The organism is Pseudodonghicola sp. (genome assembly GCF_048268305.1).
In the GTDB taxonomy this organism is placed as follows: domain Bacteria; phylum Pseudomonadota; class Alphaproteobacteria; order Rhodobacterales; family Rhodobacteraceae; genus Pseudodonghicola.
Window position 1 is genome coordinate 415,209 of sequence record NZ_JBLWVT010000004.1, and the last position, 23,966, is coordinate 439,174.

The 23,966-nt window shown below is 65.9% G+C and carries 22 protein-coding genes, 1 tRNA gene and 1 pseudogene; 9 read left to right on the forward strand and 15 right to left on the reverse strand.

Annotated elements, in window-relative coordinates:
• Positions 1-70 precede the first annotated feature (70 nt).
• Both ACN0V4_RS10095 and ACN0V4_RS10100 read left to right on the forward strand, forming a co-directional pair.
• Positions 71-1,027: a TAXI family TRAP transporter solute-binding subunit gene (locus ACN0V4_RS10095; RefSeq protein WP_417675614.1), complete on the forward strand. Its 957-nt coding sequence runs from the start codon at positions 71-73 to the stop codon at positions 1,025-1,027.
• An 80-nt stretch (positions 1,028-1,107) separates the two neighbouring features.
• Positions 1,108-2,904: a TRAP transporter permease gene (locus ACN0V4_RS10100; protein ID WP_417675616.1), complete on the forward strand. Its 1,797-nt coding sequence runs from the start codon at positions 1,108-1,110 to the stop codon at positions 2,902-2,904.
• Between the two features lie 46 nt (positions 2,905-2,950).
• Here the strand turns inward: ACN0V4_RS10100 and ACN0V4_RS10105 are convergent, their stop codons facing one another.
• The 6 genes from ACN0V4_RS10105 to ACN0V4_RS10130 all read right to left on the reverse strand — a co-directional run bounded on the left by ACN0V4_RS10105 (position 2,951) and on the right by ACN0V4_RS10130 (position 8,782).
• Positions 2,951-3,679: an NAD(P)H-dependent oxidoreductase gene (locus tag ACN0V4_RS10105; RefSeq protein ID WP_417675618.1), complete on the reverse strand. Its 729-nt coding sequence runs from the start codon at positions 3,677-3,679 to the stop codon at positions 2,951-2,953.
• Positions 3,680-3,687: 8 nt separating this feature from the next.
• Positions 3,688-4,959, reverse strand: a complete 1,272-nt coding sequence (locus ACN0V4_RS10110; protein ID WP_417675620.1) for a TRAP transporter large permease — start codon at positions 4,957-4,959, stop codon at positions 3,688-3,690.
• 16 nt (positions 4,960-4,975) lie between these two features.
• Complete coding sequence (locus ACN0V4_RS10115; protein ID WP_417675622.1) at positions 4,976-5,527, reverse strand: TRAP transporter small permease; 552 nt, start codon at positions 5,525-5,527, stop codon at positions 4,976-4,978.
• A gap of 63 nt (positions 5,528-5,590) precedes the next feature.
• Positions 5,591-6,595: a TRAP transporter substrate-binding protein gene (locus ACN0V4_RS10120; RefSeq protein ID WP_417675624.1), complete on the reverse strand. Its 1,005-nt coding sequence runs from the start codon at positions 6,593-6,595 to the stop codon at positions 5,591-5,593.
• An 81-nt stretch (positions 6,596-6,676) separates the two neighbouring features.
• Positions 6,677-7,579 carry a hypothetical protein gene (locus ACN0V4_RS10125; protein ID WP_417675626.1) on the reverse strand — a complete coding sequence of 301 codons (903 nt, stop codon included), beginning with the start codon at positions 7,577-7,579 and terminating at the stop codon, positions 6,677-6,679.
• A gap of 408 nt (positions 7,580-7,987) precedes the next feature.
• On the reverse strand, positions 7,988-8,782 hold the full coding sequence (locus tag ACN0V4_RS10130) for an IclR family transcriptional regulator (protein WP_417675628.1): 795 nt from the start codon (positions 8,780-8,782) through the stop codon (positions 7,988-7,990).
• Positions 8,783-9,028: 246 nt separating this feature from the next.
• Here ACN0V4_RS10130 and ACN0V4_RS10135 point away from each other — a divergent pair, with 246 nt between their 5' ends.
• Together ACN0V4_RS10135 and ACN0V4_RS10140 are read left to right on the forward strand one after the other, a co-directional pair.
• A complete protein-coding gene (locus ACN0V4_RS10135) occupies positions 9,029-9,952 on the forward strand; it encodes a DUF6282 family protein (protein WP_417675630.1) in 924 nt (307 codons plus the stop codon).
• Between the two features lie 15 nt (positions 9,953-9,967).
• Positions 9,968-10,726, forward strand: a complete 759-nt coding sequence (locus ACN0V4_RS10140) for an HpcH/HpaI aldolase family protein (RefSeq protein WP_417675632.1) — start codon at positions 9,968-9,970, stop codon at positions 10,724-10,726.
• 274 nt (positions 10,727-11,000) lie between these two features.
• Here ACN0V4_RS10140 and ACN0V4_RS10145 read toward each other — a convergent pair.
• From ACN0V4_RS10145 to ACN0V4_RS10155, 3 genes and pseudogenes are all read right to left on the reverse strand, one after another.
• Positions 11,001-11,338: pseudogene (locus ACN0V4_RS10145) on the reverse strand (IS5/IS1182 family transposase); the annotation flags it as partial.
• A gap of 167 nt (positions 11,339-11,505) precedes the next feature.
• Positions 11,506-11,580 (reverse strand) — tRNA-Gln (locus ACN0V4_RS10150).
• 184 nt (positions 11,581-11,764) lie between these two features.
• Positions 11,765-12,280, reverse strand: coding sequence for an SH3 domain-containing protein (locus ACN0V4_RS10155; protein ID WP_417675634.1), 516 nt, complete (start codon positions 12,278-12,280; stop codon positions 11,765-11,767).
• Positions 12,281-12,416: 136 nt separating this feature from the next.
• Between ACN0V4_RS10155 and ACN0V4_RS10160 the strand changes: the two genes are divergently transcribed.
• From ACN0V4_RS10160 to ACN0V4_RS10180, 5 genes are all read left to right on the forward strand, one after another.
• Positions 12,417-13,403 (forward strand): 2-hydroxyacid dehydrogenase, encoded by a 987-nt coding sequence (locus ACN0V4_RS10160; RefSeq protein ID WP_417675636.1) that lies wholly within the window; start codon positions 12,417-12,419, stop codon positions 13,401-13,403.
• 9 nt (positions 13,404-13,412) lie between these two features.
• On the forward strand, positions 13,413-13,958 hold the full coding sequence (thpR, locus tag ACN0V4_RS10165) for an RNA 2',3'-cyclic phosphodiesterase (protein WP_417675638.1): 546 nt from the start codon (positions 13,413-13,415) through the stop codon (positions 13,956-13,958).
• Between the two features lie 95 nt (positions 13,959-14,053).
• On the forward strand, positions 14,054-15,835 hold the full coding sequence (gene ggt, locus ACN0V4_RS10170) for a gamma-glutamyltransferase (protein WP_417675640.1): 1,782 nt from the start codon (positions 14,054-14,056) through the stop codon (positions 15,833-15,835).
• An 84-nt stretch (positions 15,836-15,919) separates the two neighbouring features.
• Entirely contained in the window at positions 15,920-17,317 is a 1,398-nt protein-coding gene (locus ACN0V4_RS10175; protein ID WP_417675642.1) for an FAD-binding oxidoreductase, read from the forward strand.
• 236 nt (positions 17,318-17,553) lie between these two features.
• Positions 17,554-18,390: a hypothetical protein gene (locus tag ACN0V4_RS10180; protein ID WP_417675644.1), complete on the forward strand. Its 837-nt coding sequence runs from the start codon at positions 17,554-17,556 to the stop codon at positions 18,388-18,390.
• Positions 18,391-18,493: 103 nt separating this feature from the next.
• Here ACN0V4_RS10180 and ACN0V4_RS10185 read toward each other — a convergent pair whose 3' ends face one another.
• The 6 genes from ACN0V4_RS10185 to ACN0V4_RS10210 all read right to left on the reverse strand — a co-directional run bounded on the left by ACN0V4_RS10185 (position 18,494) and on the right by ACN0V4_RS10210 (position 23,902).
• The gene (locus tag ACN0V4_RS10185) at positions 18,494-18,835 is read right to left on the reverse strand and encodes a carboxymuconolactone decarboxylase family protein (protein WP_417675646.1); all 342 of its coding nucleotides are present in this window, start codon (positions 18,833-18,835) and stop codon (positions 18,494-18,496) included.
• Positions 18,836-18,903: 68 nt separating this feature from the next.
• Entirely contained in the window at positions 18,904-19,566 is a 663-nt protein-coding gene (locus ACN0V4_RS10190; RefSeq protein WP_417675648.1) for a DUF938 domain-containing protein, read from the reverse strand.
• On the reverse strand, positions 19,563-20,639 hold the full coding sequence (locus ACN0V4_RS10195; RefSeq protein WP_417675698.1) for an NAD(P)/FAD-dependent oxidoreductase: 1,077 nt from the start codon (positions 20,637-20,639) through the stop codon (positions 19,563-19,565). Before ACN0V4_RS10195 ends, ACN0V4_RS10190 begins: the two co-directional genes overlap by 4 nt.
• 146 nt (positions 20,640-20,785) lie before the next feature.
• Positions 20,786-21,856, reverse strand: coding sequence for a BMP family ABC transporter substrate-binding protein (locus tag ACN0V4_RS10200; protein ID WP_417675650.1), 1,071 nt, complete (start codon positions 21,854-21,856; stop codon positions 20,786-20,788).
• A gap of 44 nt (positions 21,857-21,900) precedes the next feature.
• Entirely contained in the window at positions 21,901-22,821 is a 921-nt protein-coding gene (locus ACN0V4_RS10205) for an ABC transporter permease (RefSeq protein WP_417675652.1), read from the reverse strand.
• A gap of 1 nt (position 22,822) precedes the next feature.
• Positions 22,823-23,902, reverse strand: a complete 1,080-nt coding sequence (locus ACN0V4_RS10210; protein ID WP_417675654.1) for an ABC transporter permease — start codon at positions 23,900-23,902, stop codon at positions 22,823-22,825.
• Between the last annotated feature and the right edge of the window lie 64 nt (positions 23,903-23,966).

Genomic DNA, 23,966 nt, shown 5'->3' on the forward strand with positions numbered 1-23,966 from the left:
GGAGTAACCTTGACCATCTGGCGAGGGCGGTGTTTTAGTCGCCCGCGCTGAGACCGGGAGGGACCATCAGATGAAATTCTTTACCAAATCCATGCTGGCGGCGGGCCTTGCGGCGCTGATCGCCCTGCCGGCCCAGGCCGAAACCCGCGTGACCCTGAAGGCGGCAAAGTCGGGGTCGTCCTATTATCAGATGAGCGTGCAGATCGCCGAGGCCATGAAGGCCGGCAGCGACGGCAACGTGATCGTCACCATCGAGGAAAGCCAGGGCAGCACCCAGAACGTGATGGAGACGCGCGCCCGCGGTGGCGATTACGTCTTCACCTCGCCCCCGGCGCTGGTCGCCGCCGCGCAGGCCGGCAAGGGGGATTTCGAGGGCAAGACCAGCCCCGCTTTCGATGAAATCCGTGCGCTTTTCCCGCTGCCGTCGCTGACCATGCATTTCGTCATGTCGAAGGACAGCGGCGTCACCGATTTCCCCGGTCTCGCCGGCAAGACCATCCTGGTGGGCAAGGGCACTTTCGGCGCCAAGGAAGGCGAGAAATATCTTCAGCTCTTCGGGCTGACCGACAAGGTCAAGATCGCCGATGTGGAGCTGTCGAACGCCGTGCCGGCGCTGAAGAACGGCCAGATCGACGGTTTCGTCACCTCGGGCAGCTTTCCCGCCCCGAACGTGGTCGAAGCCGCTGCCTCGACCGGGGTGACGCTGCTGTCGATGACGGATGAGGAGGTCGCCGCCACCAAGCGCGCGCGTCTGGTCATCCCCGCCGGCACCTATGCCGGGCAGGACAGCGATGTTGTCACCACCTCGTTGCCGGTGGTGACCTATGCCACCACCAAGATGGACGATGACACCGCCTATGCGCTGACCAAGACCTTCTGGGAAGAAAAGGCGAAGATGGGCGAGACCGCGCCCTGGTGGAACGGCGTCGACGCGGGGCTGATGGCCAATATCACCGGCAAGCTGCATCCGGGCGCGATCCGCTATTACGAAGAGGCAGGCTTCACCCTGACCGACGCGCAGAAATAAATCCTGCGCTCAGAACGACGACCGGGCCGGGCGGATTGCCCGGCCTCTTCATTTGAATGGCCTTGAACGTGGGGGCACCTATGGAACCGGAAGAGAAATTGCCGAAGGCGGCTTGGGCGCGGGCCATCTGGATCGCCTTGGCGGCGCTTCTGGTGGTCTATCACATCGGCCTGATCTTCTGGGGTCTGGTGCCCAATCTGGTCAGCCGGCCGCTGCATATGGCGGTGGTGCTGCCTTGGATTTTTCTCTTTGGCGTGCGTGGCCGCTGGGCGATGATCTCCGGCGCGGTGCTGACGGTTCTTGGCGTCGGCGCCGCCGGTTGGGTCGCGCTGAACTATCAGATGCTGGGCGATCAATACGGCTTTCTCGAAGGCCGTTTCCAGATCGGCGTCGCCGTGGTGCTGTTGCTGACGGTGATCGAGGCCGCCCGCCGCGCCATCGGCTGGCCGCTGCCGCTGGCAGCGGTGGTGGCGCTGGCCTATGCGCTCTGGGGTCAGCACATCCCCGGAGAGTTCGGCCATTCCGGCACCCCGGTGGAATCCTTCCTGGGCACCATGACGATTGCCGAGGGCGGGCTCTGGGGCTCGCTCACCGCCGTGTCGGTGGGGGTGGTGGCGATCTTCGTGATCTTCGGCGCGGTGCTGAACGCGGGCGAGGCCGGGCAGGGCTTCATGAATGTGGCCGCCGCCGCGGCCGGCCGGCTGACCGGCGGGGCGGCCAAGGTCTCGGTGCTTTCCTCGGCGCTCTTCGGCTCGATCTCGGGCTCCGCCAGTGCCAATGTCGCCTCCACCGGGGCGATCACCCTGCCGGCGATGACCAAGCTCGGATATCCCAAGCGGCTGGCCGCGGGGGTCGAGGCCGTGGCCTCCTCTGGCGGGCAGATCATGCCGCCGCTGATGGGCGCCGGGGCCTTCGTGATGGTCGAGCTGACCGGCACCCCCTATACCCAGATCATGGCCGCGGCGATCCTGCCGGCAATCCTCTATTTCTGGGCGGTCTGGGTCGGCATCAACGCCTATGCCACCCGTTATGAGCTGAAGGGCATCGCCGCCGAGGATCGCCCCGAGAAGCGCGACGTCATCGTCACCTCGCTGTTCTTCCTGGTGCCCTTCACCGTGCTGATGCTGGCGATGTTCGGGCTGGGCTATACGCCGCAATATGCCGCCTGCCTGTCGATCCTTGCGGGCGCGCTGCTGCTCTTCATCGACGGCCGTCTGCGCTTCGATCTGGGCCAGACCGGGCGGCGGCTGGTCTCGGCGCTGCTCAGCTCGGCCCGTCAGGTGGCAATGATCGCCTCGATCATCCTCTGCGCCTCGATCGTGATCGGGGTGCTCGGGGTCACCGGCCTCGGGGTCAAGATCACCTCGCTGATCCTCTCGGGTTCGGGCGGGATGCTCTGGCCCTCGCTGCTGTTGACGGCGATGGCCTGCCTGGTGCTGGGGATGGAGGTGCCGACGACCGCGGCCTATGTGATCTGCGTCTCGGTCGCCGGGCCCGCGCTGATGCAACTGGGGCTGGAGCCGTTGCAGGCGCATCTCTTCGTCTTCTGGTTCGCGCTTCTCTCCACCATCACCCCGCCGGTCTGCGGCGCGGTCTTCATCGCCGCCGGCATGATCGGCGAGAATTGGGTGAAGGTCGCCACCACGGCGATGGCGCTGGGGGTGGGGCTCTATGTCATCCCGCTGGGGATGGTGGCGAACCCCGGCGTGCTGATGCTGACCGAGGAACCGCTCTGGGCGATCTTCGCCTTTTTCAGGATTGCGCTGGGGCTGGCGCTGATCTCCCACGGGCTGATCGGACGGCGGCCTCTGGGGCTGCGCGTGGCGCTGTTGCTGGCCGGCCTGGTGGTGGTCTTCGCGGGCGTCTGGCTGAACTAGGTGCCCGAGGGCCTGGGACAGTCGCAATCGGGCGCCGATCGGCGGTCTAGGCGCGGCTTGACCAGGCCTGATCGACGACCTCGTCCAGCGCGGTCCGCCAGGCGTTCGTGCGTGTCACCGGCTGGGCCGCCATGTCCAGAGCGGCGCGGGCGAGGGAGGCGATGTAGTCCGCGCGCGTTTCGGGCGTCGTGCGCGGGGCGCCATAGGCGACCTGCAGCGGGGCGAGATCGAAGCCCATGTATTGCAGCGTCAGCCGCTGGAGCGGCATCAGCAAAGGTTCGATCGGGCCATAGGCGCCCGCCTCGGAAAACCGTTCCCGCGTGCCGCCGGTGGTCACGCTGATCATCGCGCGACGCCCGTGGAACAGGCCGGTCTCGAAGCGCCGCCCATCGACATAGGCGAAGCCATAGCTCAGCACCCGGTCGATCCAGCCTTTCAGCAGGGCGGGTGGACCGCCCCACCAGATCGGGAACTGCAGGATCAGGTTGTCGGCCTCTGCCACCCGGCGCTGTTCGCGCAGGATGTCTGCCGCATAGCTGCCGTTGCGCGCGGCCTTGGCCTGTTCGGCCTGCACGTGAAAGCGGTCTTCCGCGGCGCGTTGCGTCACGTCATGCGGGCCAAGATCGGCGCGGAACCCTTCCGCCGCGAGATCCGAGATGGTGACATCATGCCCAGCGCGGCGCAGCGCCTCGGCCGCCCCATGTGCCAGCGCATGGTTGAACGAGGTCGGCTCGGGGTGGGCCACGACGATCAGGACGGTTCTGCGATCGGTCATGACAGACCTCAGTTCAGGAAACGTGGGAAGAAGAGGGCGAGCTGCGGCACAAGCGCGATCAACGCCAGAACCACCAGGCAAATCCCGACCAATGGCAGTGCCTCGCGGATCACCTTCACCACCGGTTCGCCGGAGATGGCCGAGGTGATGAACAGCAGGATGCCGACCGGCGGCGTGGCCATGCCGATCACCACGTTGAGCACGACGACCGTGCCGAACTGCACCGGATCCATGCCGATCATCATCTGGAACTTCATCAGGATCGGCATCGTCAGGATAAGGATCGAGATCGGTTCGAGAAACATGCCGAGGATCAGCAGGAAGATGTTGAGCAACAGCAGGATGACCCAGGGGTTTTCCGAGATCGAGAGCATCGCGTTGGCAATCAGTGTCGGCACCTGTTCGAGGGTGAACACGAAGGAGACGATGCTTGCCATCGAGGTGATGAAAAGGATCGAGGTCGAGACCAGCGCGGTTGCCACCAGCGAGTCCCAGACCCGTTGCAGGGTCAGATCGCGATAGATGAAGCCGATGATCAGAGCATAGCCCACGGCCACGGCGGCGGCCTCGGTCGGGGTGAAGATGCCCGCCTTGATGCCGACCAGGATGATCAGCGGCAGGATCAGCGCCGGCAGGGTGCGGCGTGTGGCGGCAATGCGTTCGCGCGCGTTCATCTTGGGGGTGATCGGAAAGCCGTCGCGACGCGCGCGCCAGCTTGCATAGGCCAGCAGCCCCACGGCGATGCCGATGCCTGGCACCACCCCGGCAAGGAACAGCTGCCCGATGGAGGTGCCCGAGAGCACGCCGTAGATGATCATGGTGATCGAGGGCGGGATGATCGGCCCCATGACCGAGCTGACCGCGATCAGGGCGGCGGCATAGGCCGGCGGCATGCCCTGGCGTGACATCGAGGGGATGAGGATCGAACCGAGCGCCGAAGCCTCGGCGGCGGCGCTGCCCGAGATGCCGGCGAAGAAGCCCGACGAGAGGATCGAGACCGAGGACATGCCGCCACGGCGGTGGCCGACCATGGCGCGGGCAAAGGTGACGATCCGTTCGGTCACGCCGCCGACATTCATCAGGGCTCCGGCCAGCAGGAAGAGGGGGATGGTCAACAGGACGAACTGGTCGACCCCCGCGATCATCCGCTGCGGCAGCATGAGGGCCATCATGCCGTTGCCCGAAAGATAAAGATAGGCGGTGCCGGCGATACCGAGCGCCAGCGCGATGGGAATGCCGGAGGTGAGGAACCCGGCGAAGAGAAGGAAGAAGCTGCTCATGTCGTCTCCGTCGCCGCTAGGCGGGCATGGCCGTCTGATTTTCAAGGAAGTCCGAGCGGAAGGTGCTGATGAGATCGGCGATCACGTGAACCGCCAGAAGCACCAGTCCCACTGTCACGCTGACATAGACATAGCGGATCGACAGGCCGAGCGCCTCGCCGGACAGCGCCGTCCAGATGAAGTCGAACGCGGGGATCGTCTGCCGGTCGAAGCGAGAGGCGAACTCCCAGCCGAACCAGGACATCAGCCCGAGGAAGGCCAGGATCGGCAGAGCCGTGACCGCCCGCAGGAGCCAGCGGTGGCGCGGGCTCAGCATCGTGGGCAGGAAGTCCAGCGTCACGAATTCGCCGCGTGAATAGGCCAGACCCAGAACGAGAAAGGTCTGCCAGATCAACAGGTATCGGCACAGCTCCTCGGCCCAGATCAGACTGCCGCCCAGGATGTAGCGATAGAACACCTGCGCCAGCATGATCGCCACGATCGCCGCCATGCAGAACCCGGCGAGGAAACGGATCAGGCGCACATAGGCGGAGACGAAACGGGAGAGCGTCCCGGTCCTGTCCTGCATTCTTCTAATTCCTTCTCGTCAAATCGGCCCGCGGAAGATCATCTCTTCCGCGGGATCGCGGCGTCAGGCCGGTTGTTGACCGGCGGCAGTCACCAGCTCTGCGATCAGCGGATCCTTCGCCGACCATTCGGCGGTCAGATTCGCGACGCGGGCACGCATCGCGTCGAGATCGCTCAGCTCGATGATCTCGACCCCTTTGGACTTGAGCTCTTCGCGCCCTTCCAAATCCTGCGTCTTGGCATAGTTCAGCGTGGTGGTGACCGAGCGGCGTCCGGCCTCGGTCACGGCGGCCTTCTCCTCGTCGTTCAGGCCGTTCCAATAGCGTTCGGACATCAGCGTCGCCATGTGCCAGGGATAATGCCCGGTGAGGGTGAAATGCTTGCCGACCTCCCAGAGGTTTTCGCCCAGCATGGAGGAGACGTTGATCTCCACCGCGTCGATCACCCCGGTTTCAAGCGCGCCGTAGATCTCGCCGTAGGGCAGCCCCACAGGAGCGGCGCCAACGGTTTCCCAGATTTGCTGGTGCAGCGGAACGGGAACGATCCGGGTTTTCAGGCCGGAGAAATCCGTGATGCTCGAGACGGCATTTTTCGCCGACAGGAAATTGCGCTGGCCGGTGTTCGCGGTAGCAAGGCCCACCAGCCCGGCGGGACGCAGATCGTCGAGGATCTTCTGGCCGACATCGCCGAGAGCGAGCTCGCCGAACTGATCGTAGTCGCGCACCAGGAACGGCATCTGCCAGGCGTTCATCGCCGGCCGGCCGGTCACCAGCGGGATCAGCACGCCCGACACGGCGACCACATCCATCATCCCCGCGACGCTGCCCTCAAGCAGTTGCTTGTCGTCGCCAAGCTGGCGGTTGGGGAAGATCTGGACGTTGAAGGCACTCGGCATCAACTCGTCCAGCGCGCCGGCAAAGCTGGTGGCCATGATATGGCCCGGGTGCACCTCGTTCGCGGCATGGGCAAAACGCATGGTGCGGCCGGCGGCGCGGGCGACATAGGGGGTTGCCAGCGTCGCGCCCATGGCGGCGGCGCCCTGCAACAGGGTTCTTCTGGTGATGATCATGGGTCGTCTCCTCCCTGAGAAATGTTCAGTCCCGGTGGATGGCGCGAGATGCGCCATCCGATCTCATTGCTTGCGGGGCTTTCAGCCCGGCATCGGGTAATCCGAGGCATTCAGCACCCAGCCCGCCTTGGCCGAAAAATCTTCGCGCGGGGGGCTGAAGATATCGACGAGCAGGTTGGCGCCAGAGCCGGTGGCGCGGGTGGTATGGATGACCGGCGGCGGGATCACCAGCATCGACGGCGCTCCCATCTCAAGCGCCTTGTCCTCTTGCCAATCGGCCATGTCGCTGGTCCAGGACCAGCGCAGGTAATGGGTGAACTGACCCGACAGCGCCAGCGATCCCTGTTCGAAATCGTCATGGTGATGCGGCGACATCTTGGACGGATCGCGCGGGCCGTCGAACGGGTCGAGCACATTCACCATCAACGTCGTGCAGCGGAAGATGCGGCCGAAACGTCCGGCTTCCGGCGCCACGTCGAGCGAATAGGATCGCACGGCCCAGCCGTCCTTCGGTTCGGGCCAGGCCTCGAACGCGGGAATATGGCTGCGCGGAATGTCATAGCCACGCGCGTTGGCGCAGGCCTCGGCCAGATCCTCGTTCCGGGTGGTGAACAGCCGGACCAGCTCGCCCCCGTCGCGCAGCGTGACCTTGCTGTCGCCGGGCGGCACGAAGGCGATCGAACAGCCGGGAATAACGGTCGTCTCGCCGTTCCACTCGATCTCGGCGCCTGCTTTCGGCAGCAGCACGCAATATTCGTCGGGCTGCGCGCTGCGGGCAAAGGTGCTGCCCGCCGTGGCCAGGGTATAGGCCACCAGGAAGTTGTGCCCGCGGTAAAGCCAGGTCTTGCCAGTGGCGTCGTCGATCTGCGGCGCCGTCTCGTAGAAATATCCGGCCTGTTCGCTGGCCACCAATCCGGTCTGGCTCAGCATGTTCCCGGGTTTTGTCGCGGCCAGTGACGCGCGCGGATCGGATTTGTCGTACATCTTCTCCCTTTCCCGGCTGCCCTGTCGGCAGCCGATCTCCTTTTCAGGCGATACCCTCCCCCGGTCACGTCGGGATCTCGGCTCGCCGGTTTCATGCGGCACGTTGGTGCGGGATCGGGAGAGCCGGAACGAATTTTCCGCTCCACCAGCTCTTGCGAGCGCTCCTCCCATGTCCTCCCGTCCAGACCGTTCCGCCGCTTATGTTCCTCTAAGCGGTACATCGTTCTTAGCAACGGAACATATTGGTGGAGTATTCCGACTGTCAAGCCCTCTCGCCCGGTGTCCTGCTGCTGCGGTTTTCGGAGGGCGTTGGCGGTGACGTGCGGACATGATTTTCCCGGCCGGACATCAGCAGGATGATCCGGGGCAGGGCGGGGCGGATTGTTCTAAGGGGTTGGTCTGGAACGATCAGCCCAGCGGCAATACGCCGGAATGCCCCATCAGAACCGAGATCTTGCGGGCTGTTTCCAGCACTGCCTCGACATGGCCGGGCGCCGGCTCCGCGCCAAGCGACTGCGTCAGATCGACGATGCCGACGGTGCCGCAGACCATGCCCGAGCCATCGAGAATCGGGCTTGCCAGCGTGTTCAGCCCCAATGCGGCCTGGTTGGGGGCCACCGCCCAGCCGCATTTCCGGATCTCGGCGAATTCTGCGGCGAGCGTGTCGGGGTTGGTGATCGTCTGCGGCGTATAGGCGGTCAGATCGCCGCTCAGGACACGCCGCTGGAAGGCGGGCGAGGAAAAGGCGGTGGCCACCTTGCCCTGGGCCGAGCCGTGGAACGACAGCAGGGAGCCGACGCGCACCCCGATCTCGATCGGTGACGGTCCGCGCACGGTGGCGATCACCAGCATGCCTTCGGGCGTGAGTTGCGAGGCGACGGCGGAATGGCCTAGCTGGTCGCGCAGTTCCAGCAGTGCATCGCGACTCGCGCCGATCAGCCCGGTGTTATCGAGCACCGCCTGCCCCAGCGAGACCAGCTTGTGCCCGATGTCATAGCGTTCCGAGTCCTCGTGCTGAAACACATACCCTTGTTGAACCAGCGTTTGCAGATGGCGATGGATGCGGCTTTTGCTGGTGCCCAAGGCGGTGGCCAGGCTGGTGACGCCGACGCCCTTTCCGGTGCGCGCCACATGTTCGACGATCTGCATCGTGAGAATGACGGACTGAAGCCCTTCCATCGTTTTCTTTTCTCCATCGGGCATCGGCTTTTCCTCACATTTCGCGCTTCGCCAAGGTCTTACATCTGTGCGCCACCACCGCGCAACTGCGGCGGCATTGGCATGCCGGCCGCAACTTCACCGCTTGACAGTGGCTGATTACGAAAAATAATAGAACATGATCCCGCTGAGCGGGACAAGAACAAATCATACCAGGGCGCGGCGAACCTGCGCCCCAGCGATTGCGCGGCCAGGACCGACGGAATCGCACTGCAACCGGGAGGAGACCCCATGACAACTTCAGACACGCAGGCGCTTGAGCAAGAGGCGCGGATCGCCGAGATCCTGAAAGGTGCGGTAGACCCGCATGTGCACAGCGGGCCGTCGATCGCCCCGCGTGCGGTCGATCATCTGGAGCTGGCGCGGATGCTGTCAGAGGCGGGTTTCGCCGCGGTGGTGACCAAGGATCACGATTATTCCGGCGTCATGTGCGCCACGATGATCCAGCATCACTTCCCCGAACTTGAAACGCAGGTCTTCTCGGGCATCGTGCTCAACAACGTGGTGGGCGGGCTGAACCCCTATGCGGTGGAGCATACCGCGGCGATGGATGGCAAGATCGTCTGGCTGCCGACGCTGGCCGCCGAGAATCACCTGAAATGGGAAGTCACCTCGGGCTGGTCGCATCCCGCGTCGACGCAGAAAATCCGCCCGGCGAGCGGGGTCGCGCTGTTTGATGACGAGGGGCGGATGCTGCCCGAGTTGCTGGACGTGCTGGACGTCTGCGCCGCGACGGGCCTGGCGCTGGCAAGCGGACATATCCATGTGAGCGAGACCAAGAAGATCTTCGCCGAAGCCAAACGGCGTGGCGTCGAGCGGTTGATCTTCACCCACCCCGAGGACATCGTCGGCGCCTCGCTGGAAGACACGCTCGAACTCGCCGACATGGGCGCGCAGGTCGAGCATTCTTTGGCCTTCTTCCTCGAAGGCTCGAAGTTCAGGACCCGGACGACGGAAGAGCTGAAGGTCTTCATTGATCTTGTCGGGCCGGAACGCACGATTCTGTGCTCCGATCTCGGGCAGGTGGGGACGCTGACGCCGCTGGAAGGTTTCCAGAACGCCGTCGCGACCTGTCTCGCGCTCGGCTATTCCGACGCGCAAATCCACGCGATGGTGGCGACCAATGCCGCCGATGTCATCGGTCTGAACGGCTGACGGAAGGGGATGGAGATGACAGGCAGCCTCAGAGCCCGCATTCGCGCCGGTGACCTTCTGGTCGGCAGTTTCATCAAGACGCCGTCGCCCCATGTGGTCGAGATCATGGGGCTTGCCGGCCTCGATTTCGCGGTGATCGATCAGGAACATGCCCCCATCGAGCTGGGGCATCTCGACATGCTTTCCCTTGCAGGGCGCGCGGTGGGTCTGCCGCTGTTGTCGCGGCGATGGGGCGCCGGCACGGATTGGATCGCGCCCTTGCTTGATCTCGGGCTGACCGGGGTGATGGTGCCGCACGTGCTGGACCGGGCGGCGACGGAGGCGGTGTGTGATGCGGTGCGTTTTGCCCGCAACAAGCGCGGCCTGTCGCCGTCGCCCCGGGCCGGGAACTATGGCGGGATGAGCATCGCCGATTATCGCGCCGCCAGTGACGAGACGAGCGTGGTGATGGTGCAGATCGAGGACGCGAGCGCGCTCGAACACCTCGACGACATCGCCGCCTGCGAGGATGTCGATCTGCTGTTCATCGGGCCGGCGGATCTGTCGCAATCCATGGGCGTCGGGTTCCCCTCGGCCGAGCTGGACGCCGCCATCGAACGGGTGATCGCGGCCGGCAAGCGCGCGGGGGTGGCCATCGGCCTGTTCGTCGGCGCGGCCGGGCAAATCCCGGCCTGGCACGCCAAGGGGGTGACCCTCTTTGTCTGCGGCTCTGACCAGGCGCTGCTTCGAAAATCAGCGACCGAGCTGATCGCGGTGGCGAAGGCGGGGGCATAGGTCGCGCCCCGCTTCACACGGATGAGAGAACGCGCCCTCCCGTTGCATCTCTGGCGGGGGGGCAATCAGGCGTGACGGCATCGCCTGATCGCCCGCGGGTCGCGCGGGCGGGCTGGACCATGACGCCCTGGCGCAGATCGCTCTGGACAGCCTTTTATCCCGCGACCGTCAGTGACGGGTAAGCTGAGGGCGGTGTCGCCGGTCCGGACGGCGGTGCGGAGCTGAAGCTCGGCAATCTCGCGGTCGAGGTCCCGCGCCATCAACCGCCGCCGCAGAGTCGCCGTTCGGGGCCGCCAGGCTTGCCCGAGGCCGCTCGCCCCTGATGCCTGCGCTGTCGATCAGCAGGTGCCGCGGCCCCCTTGGCGCCACGGTCGGGATGTTCACAGACAGGGGCGTCAGGCGGGGCGCCATACCGAACAAGATCTTCGTCGAAAGACAGGTGTGATTGGCGGCATCGTTATCGCTCTGCTGCCGGTGACGCTCGCCGGTCGGCGTGGCGTCGCGGCTCATCTCGGGCGCGAGTCAGATCATCAGCGAGCCCCGGCGCTTGAGCGCTTAGGTATCGGCGGGCCAGTTTCTGGTCTTGCAGGTCGGGGGTGTTGGTCTGCTGATGCCGCCCAGCTATCACGCTGGATTCGCAAGATGAATCCCTCACGCCATTTGCGCGACAGAACTCCGCGGCGCTCAGGATGGCATGGGGCGCCAGTCTTGTTCGGCCAAGATGCCGAGTTGGACCCGGCAGGTTCCAATCTTCGGCGCGCGCCACATATTAAGGGAAATGGCTGGGGTGGTAGGATTCGAACCTACGGTACACGGTACCAAAAACCGTTGCCTTACCGCTTGGCTACACCCCAACAGTGAGCGGCTATCTACGCGGCTTGTTTGGCGGGTTCAAGGCCCATCTTGAAAAAATTTCGACTTCTGACAGGAGAAATTTATCTCGGGCATTCCGTGCGGGATCCGGTGCAGACATTACCTGGAACCGCGCGGCTGCAGGCGCCGGCGGCAGTGCTGGAAATACGGGGGAGGGCGGTGGGGTTAGTCGCGAATCTCGTCGGCGTCGACGCCCCAGAGGTTGGTCTTCAGCGTCCAGCCGCGATAGCCGCCGGCCGAGATTCGGCACCAGTCGGCGGTGCATTCGCCGAGTCGCGCGATCACCCCCAGTTCGAATCGCGCGGCCAGCTGCGATTGCGGATCCGGGCGGTTGTAGATCGGGGTCATGTCCTGTTCGACCAGCACCGTGCGCACGCCCGACAGCAGCGCGTAATGCACCCAGCCGCCGGCACCGTCGCGATCCTGCACCTTGCGCCAGTGGCCGTGTTCGGCGGTGATCTGCAGCGGCATGTCGCGGCGGGTGAACACCCAGTCGATCCGATGGGTCAGCGACGGGCCGCGGCGGACGTTGCCCTCGTCAGTCTTCAGCGAGACATAGCGCGGCAGCGGCAGGTGAGTCTCCTGCCCCAGCTTTTGATCTTCCGCCTGCGCCGGCAGGGCGAGAAAGCTGAATGCCAGAAGCGCCAGAGTGCGGCGCGTGATACCTAATGCCCTAGTCAAGACGGCCTGCCCGCAATTTTCTTTCGCCTCGGATGAAAAAGCCTGCGTCATATGCGCTTGGGGTTCTTGTGCCCCGGCTGTTCCTGCGCCACGATGCCATGGCGCAGGCTGGTTGGAAAGCTTTGGAGGAGCAGAAGTGCCAAGAGAACGACTGAGTGTTGTCGTCACGCGACGGTTGCCGGAAGCCGTGGAGACCCGGCTGAGTGAGTTGTTCGATGTGCGTCTGCGCGAGGATGACACGCCGATGACCCGTGCGGAACTGGTCGAGGCCGTCAGGACGGCCGATATTCTGGTGCCGACGCTGACCGATTCGATCGACGCCGGGCTGATCGCCCAGGCGGGCGAACGGCTGAAGCTGATCGCCAACTATGGCGCCGGGGTCGATCACATTGACGTCGCCACCGCGCGGCAGCGCGGCGTGCTGGTGTCGAACACGCCCGGCGTGCTGACCGACGATACCGCCGACATGACCATGGCGCTGATTCTCGCCGTCACCCGCCGCATCCCCGAGGGGCTCGCCCTGATGCAGAAGGGCGAATGGACCGGCTGGGCGCCGACCGCGCTGCTGGGCGGGCGGATCAGTGGCCGGCGGCTTGGCATCCTCGGCATGGGGCGGATCGGCCAGGCGGTGGCGCGCCGCGCCGCGGCCTTCGGCATGCAGGTGCATTATCACAACCGCCGCCGGGTGCGTCCCGAGATCGAAGAGGCGCTGGAGGCCACCTATTGGGAAAGCCTCGACCAGATGGTGGCGCGGATGGACGTGATTTCCGTCAACTGCCCCTCGACCCCCAGCACCTTCCACCTGCTGAACGCGCGCCGGCTGGGGCTGATGAAACCCTCGGCGGTGATCGTCAACACCTCGCGCGGCGAGGTGATCGACGAAAGCGCGCTGGCCCGGCTGATCCGCGCCGGCAATATCGCCGGGGCGGGGCTCGACGTGTACGAGCGCGGCAGCGATGTCGCCGCAACGTTGCGCGATCTGTCCAATGTGGTGCTGCTGCCGCATATGGGATCGGCCACCATCGAGGGGCGGATCGAGATGGGCGAGAAGGTGATCATCAACATCAAGACCTTCGAAGACGGCCACCGGCCGCCCGATCTTGTCGTACCGGGCATGCTGTAACCCGCGGCCATGCGGTGTTTCCTGGCGATCGCCCTGTCTGATCAGGCGATCGCCGCGCTGACCCGGTTGCAGACGGGGCTGCCCCTCGGCCGCCCCGTGGCGCCGGAGAATCTGCATCTGACCCTGGCCTTTCTTGGCGATCAGCCTGACGCGGCGCTTGAGGCGCTGCATGAGGAGCTTGAGCGCCTTGCCGTTCCCCCCTTCACGCTGCGGTTCACCGGGCTTGGCACCTTTGGCGGGCTGCGGCCTCGGGTGGTCTTCGCCGATGTCGCCGCCGATCCCGGGGTGATGTCGCTGCAGGCCGAGATCACCCGCGCGCTGCGCCGTGCCGGACTTGTCCCCCCGAAGGAGCGTTTCCACCCCCATGTGACCCTGGCCCGTCTGAACACCGGCGGCCCGCGCGAGGCCGAGGCGCTGCGCGGCTTCATCACCCGGTTCGGCGAGACGCCGCTGCCAGAGGTGCCGGTGCTGGGCTTCGGCCTCTATCGCTCCACCCTGCATCCCAAGGGCGCGCGATACGATCTTCTTGCGGAGTATGGCGCGACCGTAAGCTGAAGCGCCTGGCGCTTGCGGGCTGGAGGGTTGCCACGGATTGCCAGCGGCGGTTGTTTCGCTACACTCCGCCAGTCCATCGAAGGGGAGGAGATCCCATGCGTCGTTTCACCATTGTCTGTCTCGCCGGGCTGCTCTTTGCGTCGCCGCTCCTGGCGCAGCAGGCCGCCGACAAGGTGGCGCCCGAGATCGCGACCAAGGGCGATTTCGCCGCGATCTCTCCGGCGGTGGCGGCGTCGCTGGCGGCCAAGGCGGCCGGCCGGCCGGTCGAGGCCGCGCACTGGATGATCGCGGTCGCCAACCCGCATGCGGCCGAGGCCGGCGCGGCGGTGCTGCGCGCGGGGGGCACCGCGGCGGACGCGATGATTGCGGCGCAGGCGGTGCTGGGACTGGTCGAGCCGCAATCCTCCGGCCTGGGCGGCGGCGCCTTCCTGGTCTGGTATGACGCGGCGAGCGGTCAGCTCACGACCCTCGACGGGCGCGAGACGGCGCCGCTGGCGGCGCGGCCGCGGCTGTTTCAGGACGCCACCGGCCAGCCGCTCAGCTTCTATGACGCGGTGGTGGGGGGCAGATCCGTCGGCACCCCGGGCACGCCGGCGCTGCTGGCCGAGGCGCACCGCCGCTGGGGCCGGGCGGATTGGCGCGATCTCTTCCGCCCGGCGATTGACCTGGCCGAGGGCGGTTTCGCCGTCTCGGCACGCCTGGCGGCGCTTGTCGATGACGATGCCGAGCGGCTGGCCCGGTTTCCCGAGACCGCCAGTTACTTCCTGCCCAATGGCAAGCCGCTGGCCGAGGGGCAGCTGCTGACCAATCCCGCCTATGCCGACACCTTGAGGCTTCTGGCTGAGAAAGGCACTGACGCCTTCTATGGTGGTCCGGTCGCCGAGGATATCGTCCGTGCGGTGCAGGGAGCCGAGGGCAATCCCGGGGTGCTCTCCGATATCGACCTGGCGCTTTATCAGGTGCGGGAACGGGCGCCGGTCTGCGTGAGCTATCGCGCGTATGAGGTCTGCGGCATGGGCCCGCCGTCTTCCGGGGCGCTGACGGTGGGGCAGATCCTCGGCATGCTCGACACCGTCGCGATGCCGGGGTCGGACAATCCGGCGGCCTGGCGGTTGATCGGCGATGCCTCGCGGCTCGCCTTCGCGGATCGGGGCCGCTACATGGCGGACGAGGATTTCGTGCCGATGCCGACCATGGGGTTGATCGCCCCCGCCTATCTGGCTGAACGAGCCAAGCTGCTGGCGGGCGACGATGCCCTCCCCGAGGTGGCGCCGGGCAATCCCGCCTTCGATCACGCGATGCTCTGGGCCGATGACGAGGCGATCGAACTGCCTTCGACCTCGCATATCTCCATCGTCGACAGCTATGGCAACGTGCTGTCGATGACCACGACGATCGAGAATTCCTTCGGTTCGCGGCTGATGGTGCGCGGGTTTCTCCTGAACAACGAACTCACCGATTTTTCCTTCCGGACCCAGAAGGATGGGGTGCCGATCGCAAACCGGTTGGAGCCGGGCAAGCGGCCGCGGTCGTCGATGGCGCCGACCATCGTGATGAAGGACGGCAAGCCGGTGCTGGCGATCGGTTCGCCCGGTGGCAGCCGCATCATCGGCTATGTGACGCAGGCGATCATCGCCTGGATCGACTGGCGTCGCGACGTGCAGCAGGCGGTGGCGATGCCGCACGCGGTCAACCGCTTCGGCAGCTATGACCTCGAGGCCGGCAGCGGCATCGAGGCGCTGGGGCCTGAGCTGGAGCAGATGGGCTATGAGGTGGCGCCGAAGGAACTGAATTCCGGTTTGCACGCGATCGAGATCGGCGAGACGCTGAAGGGGGGCGCCGATCCGCGCCGCGAGGGGATCGCCCTGGGCGAGTGAGACGCGGCCAGGTTCCGGCCCGGCGCGCCGATTGACGGGGGGGCGAAACCGGTTATTGTCCGGCCGCGAAATGGAGTGAAAGACATGGTGCAAGCAACCGCGCTGCCGCGCAACGAAACCGGCATCGAAACCGCCGTCGGCATTCTGAAACAACGCTTCGGCGATCGTTGCCAAACTGGCCTGTCGATCCGCGAACAGCACGGTCACACCACGACCTATATCGAAAACCAGATGCCCGACGCGGTGGTTTTCGTGCAGTCCACCGAAGAGGTGTCCGACCTGGTGAAGGTCTGCGCCGAACATAAGGTGCCGGTCATCCCTTTTGGCACCGGGACCTCGCTGGAAGGCCATGTGAACGCGCCCGCCGGCGGCATTTCGGTCGATTTCACCCAGATGAATCAGATTCTCGCGGTGCATGCGGGTGATCTCGATTGCGTCATCCAGCCCGGGGTGACGCGCGAACAGCTCAATACCCATCTGCGCGATCAGGGGTTGTTTTTCCCGATCGACCCGGGCGCCAATGCCTCGCTCGGCGGGATGACGGCGACTCGCGCCTCGGGAACCAATGCGGTTCGCTACGGCACCATGAAGGACAACGTTCTGGCGCTGCAGGTGGTGATGCCCGACGGCGAGGTGATCCGCACTGCGACCCGGGCCAAGAAAAGTTCGGCCGGATATGATCTGACCCGGCTGATGGTCGGATCGGAAGGCACCCTGGGGCTGATCACCGAGATCACCCTGCGCCTGCAGGGCATCCCCGAGGCGATTTCCTCGGCGCGCTGCTCCTTCCCATCTGTCGATGCCGCCTGCCAGGCGGTGATGATGACGATCCAATACGGCGTGCCGGTGGCGCGGATCGAGCTGCTGGACGCGCTGAGCGTCAAGGCGGCAAACGCCTATTCCAAGCTCGACCTGCCGGAGACGCCGCTGCTGCTGCTGGAGTTCCACGGGTCCGAGGCCGGGGTGCTGGAGCAGGCCGAGACCTTCGGGTCGATCGCCGAGGAATTCGGCGGCACCGGCTTCGAGGCCACGACCAGCACCGAAGAGCGCAACAAGCTCTGGCAGGCGCGGCATGACATGTATTGGGCCTGCCACGGGTTGCGCCCCGGCGCCAAGGGGCTGTCGACCGATGTCTGCGTGCCGATCTCGCGCTTGGCGGAATGCGTCGGCGCGGCGGCGGCCAAGGCGGATGATCTGGGGCTGATCTCCCCGATCGTCGGCCATGTGGGCGACGGCAACTTCCATTGCCTGCCGCTGATCGACATGGAAAACCCCGAGGAGATCGCCCGAGCCGAGGAATTCGTTGGCTGGCTCAACGATCTAGCGATTTCGGTGGAAGGCACCTGCACCGGCGAACATGGGATCGGCCAGGGCAAGCGGCCCTATCTCTACAAGGAGCTGGGCCCGGCGCTGCGGTACATGGCGGCGATCAAGGCGGCGCTCGATCCCGACAACATCATGAACCCCGGCAAGATCGTCTGATCGGACCTCAGGTTCTCTCCGGCCTCCTTCCCGCAAGGGGGGAGGGGGCGTGATGGCGCGGGGCGCCTGCGGGAGCCTCGGGTGAGAGGCTTGTCGCAGAGAAGACGCTGCGGTGGCTCCCGGACGCTTGATCGGCATGAGCGAGGTGCGTCCCGAACTGGCATTGCCGGGTATGCGGCTTCAGGTGAAGATGCTGAACCGACTCCGGGATGCGACGATCACCGAGGACAGCCCCTATGACCCGAAGAACGAGAGAAGCCGCACCGACGGCCGAGGCGGGGGGCGCCTTCCGCAGGCTGGCGCTGGCCCTGTTGGCAGGGTTGGCGCTGATTGCGGCGGCCTATTACGACAGCAACCCGCTGACCCGGCGCGCCGAGGGCTATGCCCGCAGTGTCGCGGTGGCGAGCGCGGGGGTCTATGTCACCCTGCGGACGCTGAACGCCGTGCTCTCCGCCGCGCAGGAGATCGAGGTCGGCGGGTCGATGGTGGTTTCCGGCTCCGCGCAACCGCTGAAGCTGCTGGAGCCGATCGACGACACGGTCGAACGGGTGGCGGGTGGTGTCTTCGCCCTGATGGTGACGACCGGCGTTCTGTCGGTGGCGATGGCCCCGGTCGGCGCGGTGGGCTTCGGCCTGCTGGCGCTGGGGTGCGGGCTGGCGGCGCTGGGGCGGGGGGCGCTGCGGGGCCCGGCGCGGCGTCTGGGATGGTACGGCGGTGCCCTTGCGGTGATGCTGCCGCTGGCCTTCGTCCTTTCGGGGCTGATCGCCGATCCGATGACGCAGGCGGCCTGGGATCGCAACATGGCGGTGATCGAGGACATCACCGCGCAGGTCGACGATCCGGCGAGCGGAGCGGTCGAGGCCGGCGGCTTGGGCGCCGGTCTGCGGTCTGCCCTGGGAGAGATCGAACGGTATCAGGAACTGGCGCGCAACCTCTACACCCGCGCCGACGAGATGGTCGGCAGTTTCGTTGCCATTCTCGCCATCTTCGTCTTCAAGCTCTTCGTGCTGCCCCTGTTGATTCTGGGCGCCTGCTGGGGGACGCTCAGATCCGTCGCGCGTTCCGACACCTGAGGTGCCGGCAAGCGGAGAGCGGTTTCGAGGTGACTTCGGTGCGCCAGCCCGCCGGGAACTTCGGGCGCAGTGGCGCCCGAAAGCCGGGGCCGGCAAGCCCGGGTCAGGCGGCGGCGCTCAGCTCGTCATAGCATTCGAGCGCCTTGGCCGCGTACATCATCGCCGGGCCGCCACCCATCTGGATGCACATGCCCAGCACGTCGGCCACCTCTTCCCGGGTGGCGCCGGCCTTGACCAGCGCTTCGACATGCAAACCAATGCAGGCATCGCAACGATCGGCGACGGCGATGCCGAGCGCGATGAATTCCTTCACCTTGAACTCCAGCACGCCGCCTTCCTTGACCGCCTTGCCAAGCGCGCCAAAGCCGCGCATCACCTCGGGATTGGCGCCATTGAAGTTGCGCAGCCCGTTGCGGGTTTCGGCGATCTTGTCTTTCCAGCTCATTTTGATGCCTTTCACAGTTAGGTTTTGCCCCATTGATCATGGCGGAGCCGGTGGAACATTGATCTTGATCAGAAAGCCGGTCTTTCCGCGACGACAGCCAGATTGTTGGCGGGCATCTCCTGCAAGTCGATGACCGACAGGCCCGCAGCGCGCAGCAGCGCCAGGATATCGGCGATCTCCTTATAGCCGATGCGGGGATCCTGGGCGATCAGGCTGGCATGAAAGGCGCGGTCGCCGTCGCTGGTCAGGCTGCCGTCGCGCAGGAATGGCCCATAGAGGATGAAGCGCCCACCGGGGGCGAGGGCATGGGCAGCCTCGGCGATCAGCACCTTGACCCAGTCCATCGGGATCAGGTGGAGCAGGTTGACCAGCAGGATCAAGTTCTGCCCGGCCAGTCGCGCGCCCCAGCCCGGAGCGGCGGCGTCGAGATCGAGCGCGGCGGCGATATTGCTCAGGCCGCTTTCGGTGGCATAGGCGTCGATGCTGGCGCGGCGGACGGGGTCGGGATCGCTCGGCTGCCAATGCAGCCCGGGCAGGCGTGCGGCGAAGGCCGCGACATGCTGGCCGGTGCCGCTGGCGATCTCCAACGCGCGGCCGCGGCTGGGGGCCTCTTTCGCCAAGAGCGCCGCGATCGGTTCCAGGTTGCGGCTGGCCGAGGGGGCGACCAGCTTGCCGCCCTCAGTCTGGTTGGCGATGCTGGCGGTGTCGGGCAGGGTCAGACGCCCGGTCATCTGGCGAACCTTTCCGGGCTGAGTGCGGCGCAGATATCGGCCTCCAACTGCGGCGCCCGGCCCAGGATCAGATCGGCGGCCAGTTGGCTGGCCGCGGGGCTGGTCAGAAAGCCATAGCCGCCCTGTCCGGCCAGCCAGAAGAACCCCTGCGCCGTCGGATCGGCGCCGATCACCAGGGTGCGGTCGGGGGCGAAGCTGCGCAGCCCCGCCCAGTTCGAGATCATCCGCGTCACCGGTCGGGTCACGAAGGCCTCGTATTGCGCGATACCTTCGGCCAGTACCATGTCGTCGGCCCAGGCGTCGTGCGGGGTGGTCGGCTCCTCATCCGCCGGAGATACCAGAAGCGCGCCGGCATCGGGTTTCATGTACCATTCCTCGTGCACGCCGAAGACCATCGGCCAGGGGGCGGGATCCAGTCCCTCGGGGGCGGCGACCCGCGCCATCGACCGGCGCATGGGGGTGAGGCCGATGGGGGCGACGCCGGCCATCTGGGCCAGTTGGTCGGCCCAGGCGCCGGCGGCGTTGATCACCAGATCGGCCTCGTGGATGGCCTCGGGGGTGGTCACCCGCCAGCGAGGTCCAGGGGTGATGGCGGTGACCGGCGACTTGGTCAGGATGCGGCCGCCATGGGCGCGGATGGTTTTGGCACAATCCTGCATCAACCGGTCGGTGTCGATATCCCAGGCCTCGGGGCTGTAGCCGACCAGGGGGGCGACCGCGGGGTTCAGGATCGGCAGCCGCTCCAGCGCCTCGGCGGGGCTCAGCCGCTGCATCCCCATTTCGGCGCATTCGGTGGCAAAGTCCTCGGCCTGATCGGCGCGGCCGGCCAGCATCAGCCCACGCGGGCTGAGATAATCGCTCTGGTTCAGGAAGAACTCGCCACTGGCGCGGGCCAGCGCCATGATGGCGGGCTTGCCATAGCTCGCCTCGTAAAGCGCGGCGGACCGGCCCGAGCTATGATAGCCGGTGGCGGATTCCGCCTCCAGCAGGGTGACATTGGCATGGGGGGCGAGCCGCGCCCCGGCAGAGAGCCCGGCGATGCCGCCGCCAACGATCAGGATATCGGTTTTCATATCGGTCATGAGCGAGAGACTGGCACGGGACCGCCGTCGGGAAAAGCCCCGCCGTCCTGCCAAACCCAAGAAGAAGGCCCGAGAAAGACGAAGGCCCCGGGCGGTGGCAACCGCCCGGGGCCTGATGCGTGTCGCGTCAGCCCGGCTTACTGCGGGATGGTGCCGTCGACGCCTTCGACATAGAAGTTCATGCCGGCGAGCGTGCCGTCGTCGGCCACTTCGCCCGCGGCCAGCCACGGCGTGCCGTCCTGCTTGTTCAGCGGGCCGGTGAAGGGATGGTATTCGCCCTTGGCGATCGAGGCTTTCAGCGCTTCGGCTTCGGCCTTCACATCGGCGGGGACCGCGTCGGTGATCTCGCCAATGCCGACCATGCCGGTGCTGATGCCGTCCCAGGCGTTATGGCTGGTCCAGCTGCCGTCGATCACCGCCTGGACTTCCTGGATGTAATAGGGCGCCCAGTTGTCGATGATCGAGGACAGCCGCGGTTTCGGCGCGAATTCGATCATGTCGGCCGCCTGACCGAAGCCATAGCCGCCGTTCTTTTCCAGCACCGCCAGCGGCGCGGTCGAATCGGTATGGGCCAGCACCACGTCGACGCCCTGGTCGATCAGCGCCTGGGTGGCGTCGGCCTCTTTCGCCGGGTCGAACCAGGTGTTCAGCCAGATCACCGAGATCTTGACGTCCGGGTTGGCCTTCTTGGCGTGGATATAGGTGGAGTTGATGCCGCGGATCACTTCCGGGATCGGGAAGGAGCCGATGTAGCCGATCTTGTTGGTCTTGGTCATCTTGCCGGCGATGAAGCCGGTAACCGCGCGGCCTTCATAGAAGCGGGCGGAATAGGCCGACATGTTCGGCGCGGTCTTATAGCCGGTGGCGTGTTCGAATTTCACCTTGGGGAATTTCTTGGCCACGTTCAGCGTCGCGTCCATATAGCCGAAGGAGGTGGTAAAGATGATATCCGCCCCCTGCAGCGCCATCTGGGTGATCGCGCGTTCCGCATCGGCGCCTTCCGGCACGCTTTCCTGATAGACCATCTCGACCTTGTCGCCGAAATGCTCCGCCATCTTCTTGGCGGATTCGTGGTGGTGCTGGCTCCAGCCGCCGTCGTTGATCGGGCCGACATAGATAAAGCCGACCTTGGTCTTCTCCTCGGCCATGGCGGTCGAGGCCAGGCCGATCGCCAGCGCAGCGCCGGCAAGCAGTTTGCTAAGTTTCATACGAAAAGGCTCCCTTCGTTCGTATCGTTGCTATTGGCCCGTCATCAGGACGAGGCATGGAAAATCCGACCCAGAGACCCCGGCGCGCTGGATTTGTCCCGGGACAGGAGAACCAGAACGATGATGGTGATCACATAGGGCGACATGGAAAGGTATTCGACAGGAATGGCAATCCCTGCCGCCTGCAGGTTGAGCTGCAGCACGGTGACGCCGCCGAAGAGGTAAGCGCCGGCCAGCACCCGCCAGGGTTTCCAGCTGGCGAAGACCACCAGCGCCAGGGCGATCCAGCCAACCCCGGCGGTCATCCCGTCGGTCCATTGCGGCACCCGGATCAGGCTGATGTAGGCGCCGCCCAGGCCCGAGCAGGCGCCGCCGAAGAGGATCGCCAGAACCCTTATGCGCACCACCTTGTATCCCAGCGCATGGGCCGCGTCGTGGTTTTCGCCCACCGCCCGCAGGACCAGACCCATGCGCGAGTATTTCAGCACCGCCCAGACCGCGACCACCAGCGCCAGGCCGAGATAGAGGATCGGGTCGTGACCGAAGAGGATCGGTCCCACCACCGGCAGATCGGTCAGCGGGCCGAGATCGACCTTGGCCACGGCGGGGGGCTTCTGACCGCCATAGCTCTGCCCGATCAAGGCGCTGAGGCCGAGCCCGAACAGGGTCAGCGCCAGGCCGCTTGCCACATGGTTGGCCAGCGCCGCCTGGGTCAGGATGGCGAAAAGCGCCGACAACAGCGCGCCACCGGCCGCCGCCGCCAGAAAGCCCAGCCAGGGCGATCCGGTCTCGACCGCAACGGCGAAGCCGCTGATCGCGCCGACGATCATCATCCCCTCGACCCCGAGGTTCAGGACGCCGGCCTTCTCGGCGACAAGCTCGCCGATCGCCGCCAGCAGCAGGGGGGTGGCCGCCACCATCAGCGAGGCGATCAGAAGGACCGGGTTGATACCGCTCAAATCCATCTCAGTTCCCCTCTCGCACGGTCAGGCGCAGCCGGTAGTTGGTCAGAAGATCAAGCGCCAGCAGGAAGAACAGCAGCATCCCCTGGAACACCTGGATGGCGGCGGCGGGCAGGCCCAGATTGCCCTGGGCGATCTCGCCGCCGATATAGGTCAGCGCCATCAGCGCCGCGGCCAGCAGGATGCCCAAGGGATGCAGCCGGCCCAGAAAGGCCACGATGATCGCGGTGAAGCCATAGCCCACGTTGAAGTCGATGCTGACCTGCCCCGCCGGGCCCGCGACCTCGAACAGCCCCGCCATGCCGGCCAGCGCCCCGGCCAGCCCGAGGCAGAGCAGGATCAGCCGCGCCGGGTTGACGCCGGCAAAGCGCGCGGCGCGCGGCGCCTCCCCACTCAGCCGGATCTGAAACCCCAGCATGTGACGGTTCAGCAGGATATAGGCGAAGATCACCGCGATCAGCGCGGCGGCGACGCCCCAATGCAGGCCGATGTCCTGCTGGATCCAGCTATTGCCGGCGGCATAATCGTTCAGGTTGCGGCTGCCGGGAAAGCCGAAGCCCTCGGGGTTCTTCAAAAGCCCCAGCGACATCGAGGCCAGCAGCTCCTCGGCGACATAGACCAGCATCAGCGAGACGAGGATTTCATTGGTGCCGAATTTCACCTTCAGCAGCGCCGGGATCATCGCCCAGGCCCAGCCGCCAAGCGCGCCGGCGATCACCATCAGCGGAAAGACATACCAGGCCTCGAGCGGATAGAAGGCCAGCCCGACCCCCGCGCCGGTGAGCGCCCCCATGATGTACTGGCCTTCCGCCCCGATGTTCCAGATGCCGGCGCGGAAACCCAGCGACAGGCCGATGGCGATCAGCACCAGCGGGGCCCCCTTCACCAGCAATTGCGGCCGGTAGTAGAACGAGAATTCGCCGAACAGCGGTTCCCAGAAGATCGTCTCGATCGAGACGAAGGGGTTCTTGCCGAGCGCGGCGAACAGCAGCCCGCCGAAGATCATCGTCGCCGCCACGGCCAGCAGCGGCGTTGCCAGCGACCAGGCACGCGACGGCTGCGGTCTCTTCTCCAGCCGGATCATGCGCATGCTCCCGTCGGGCTTCTTCTCGTTTCAAATACGGCCGCCGGAGGCGGACTTCGGTGCC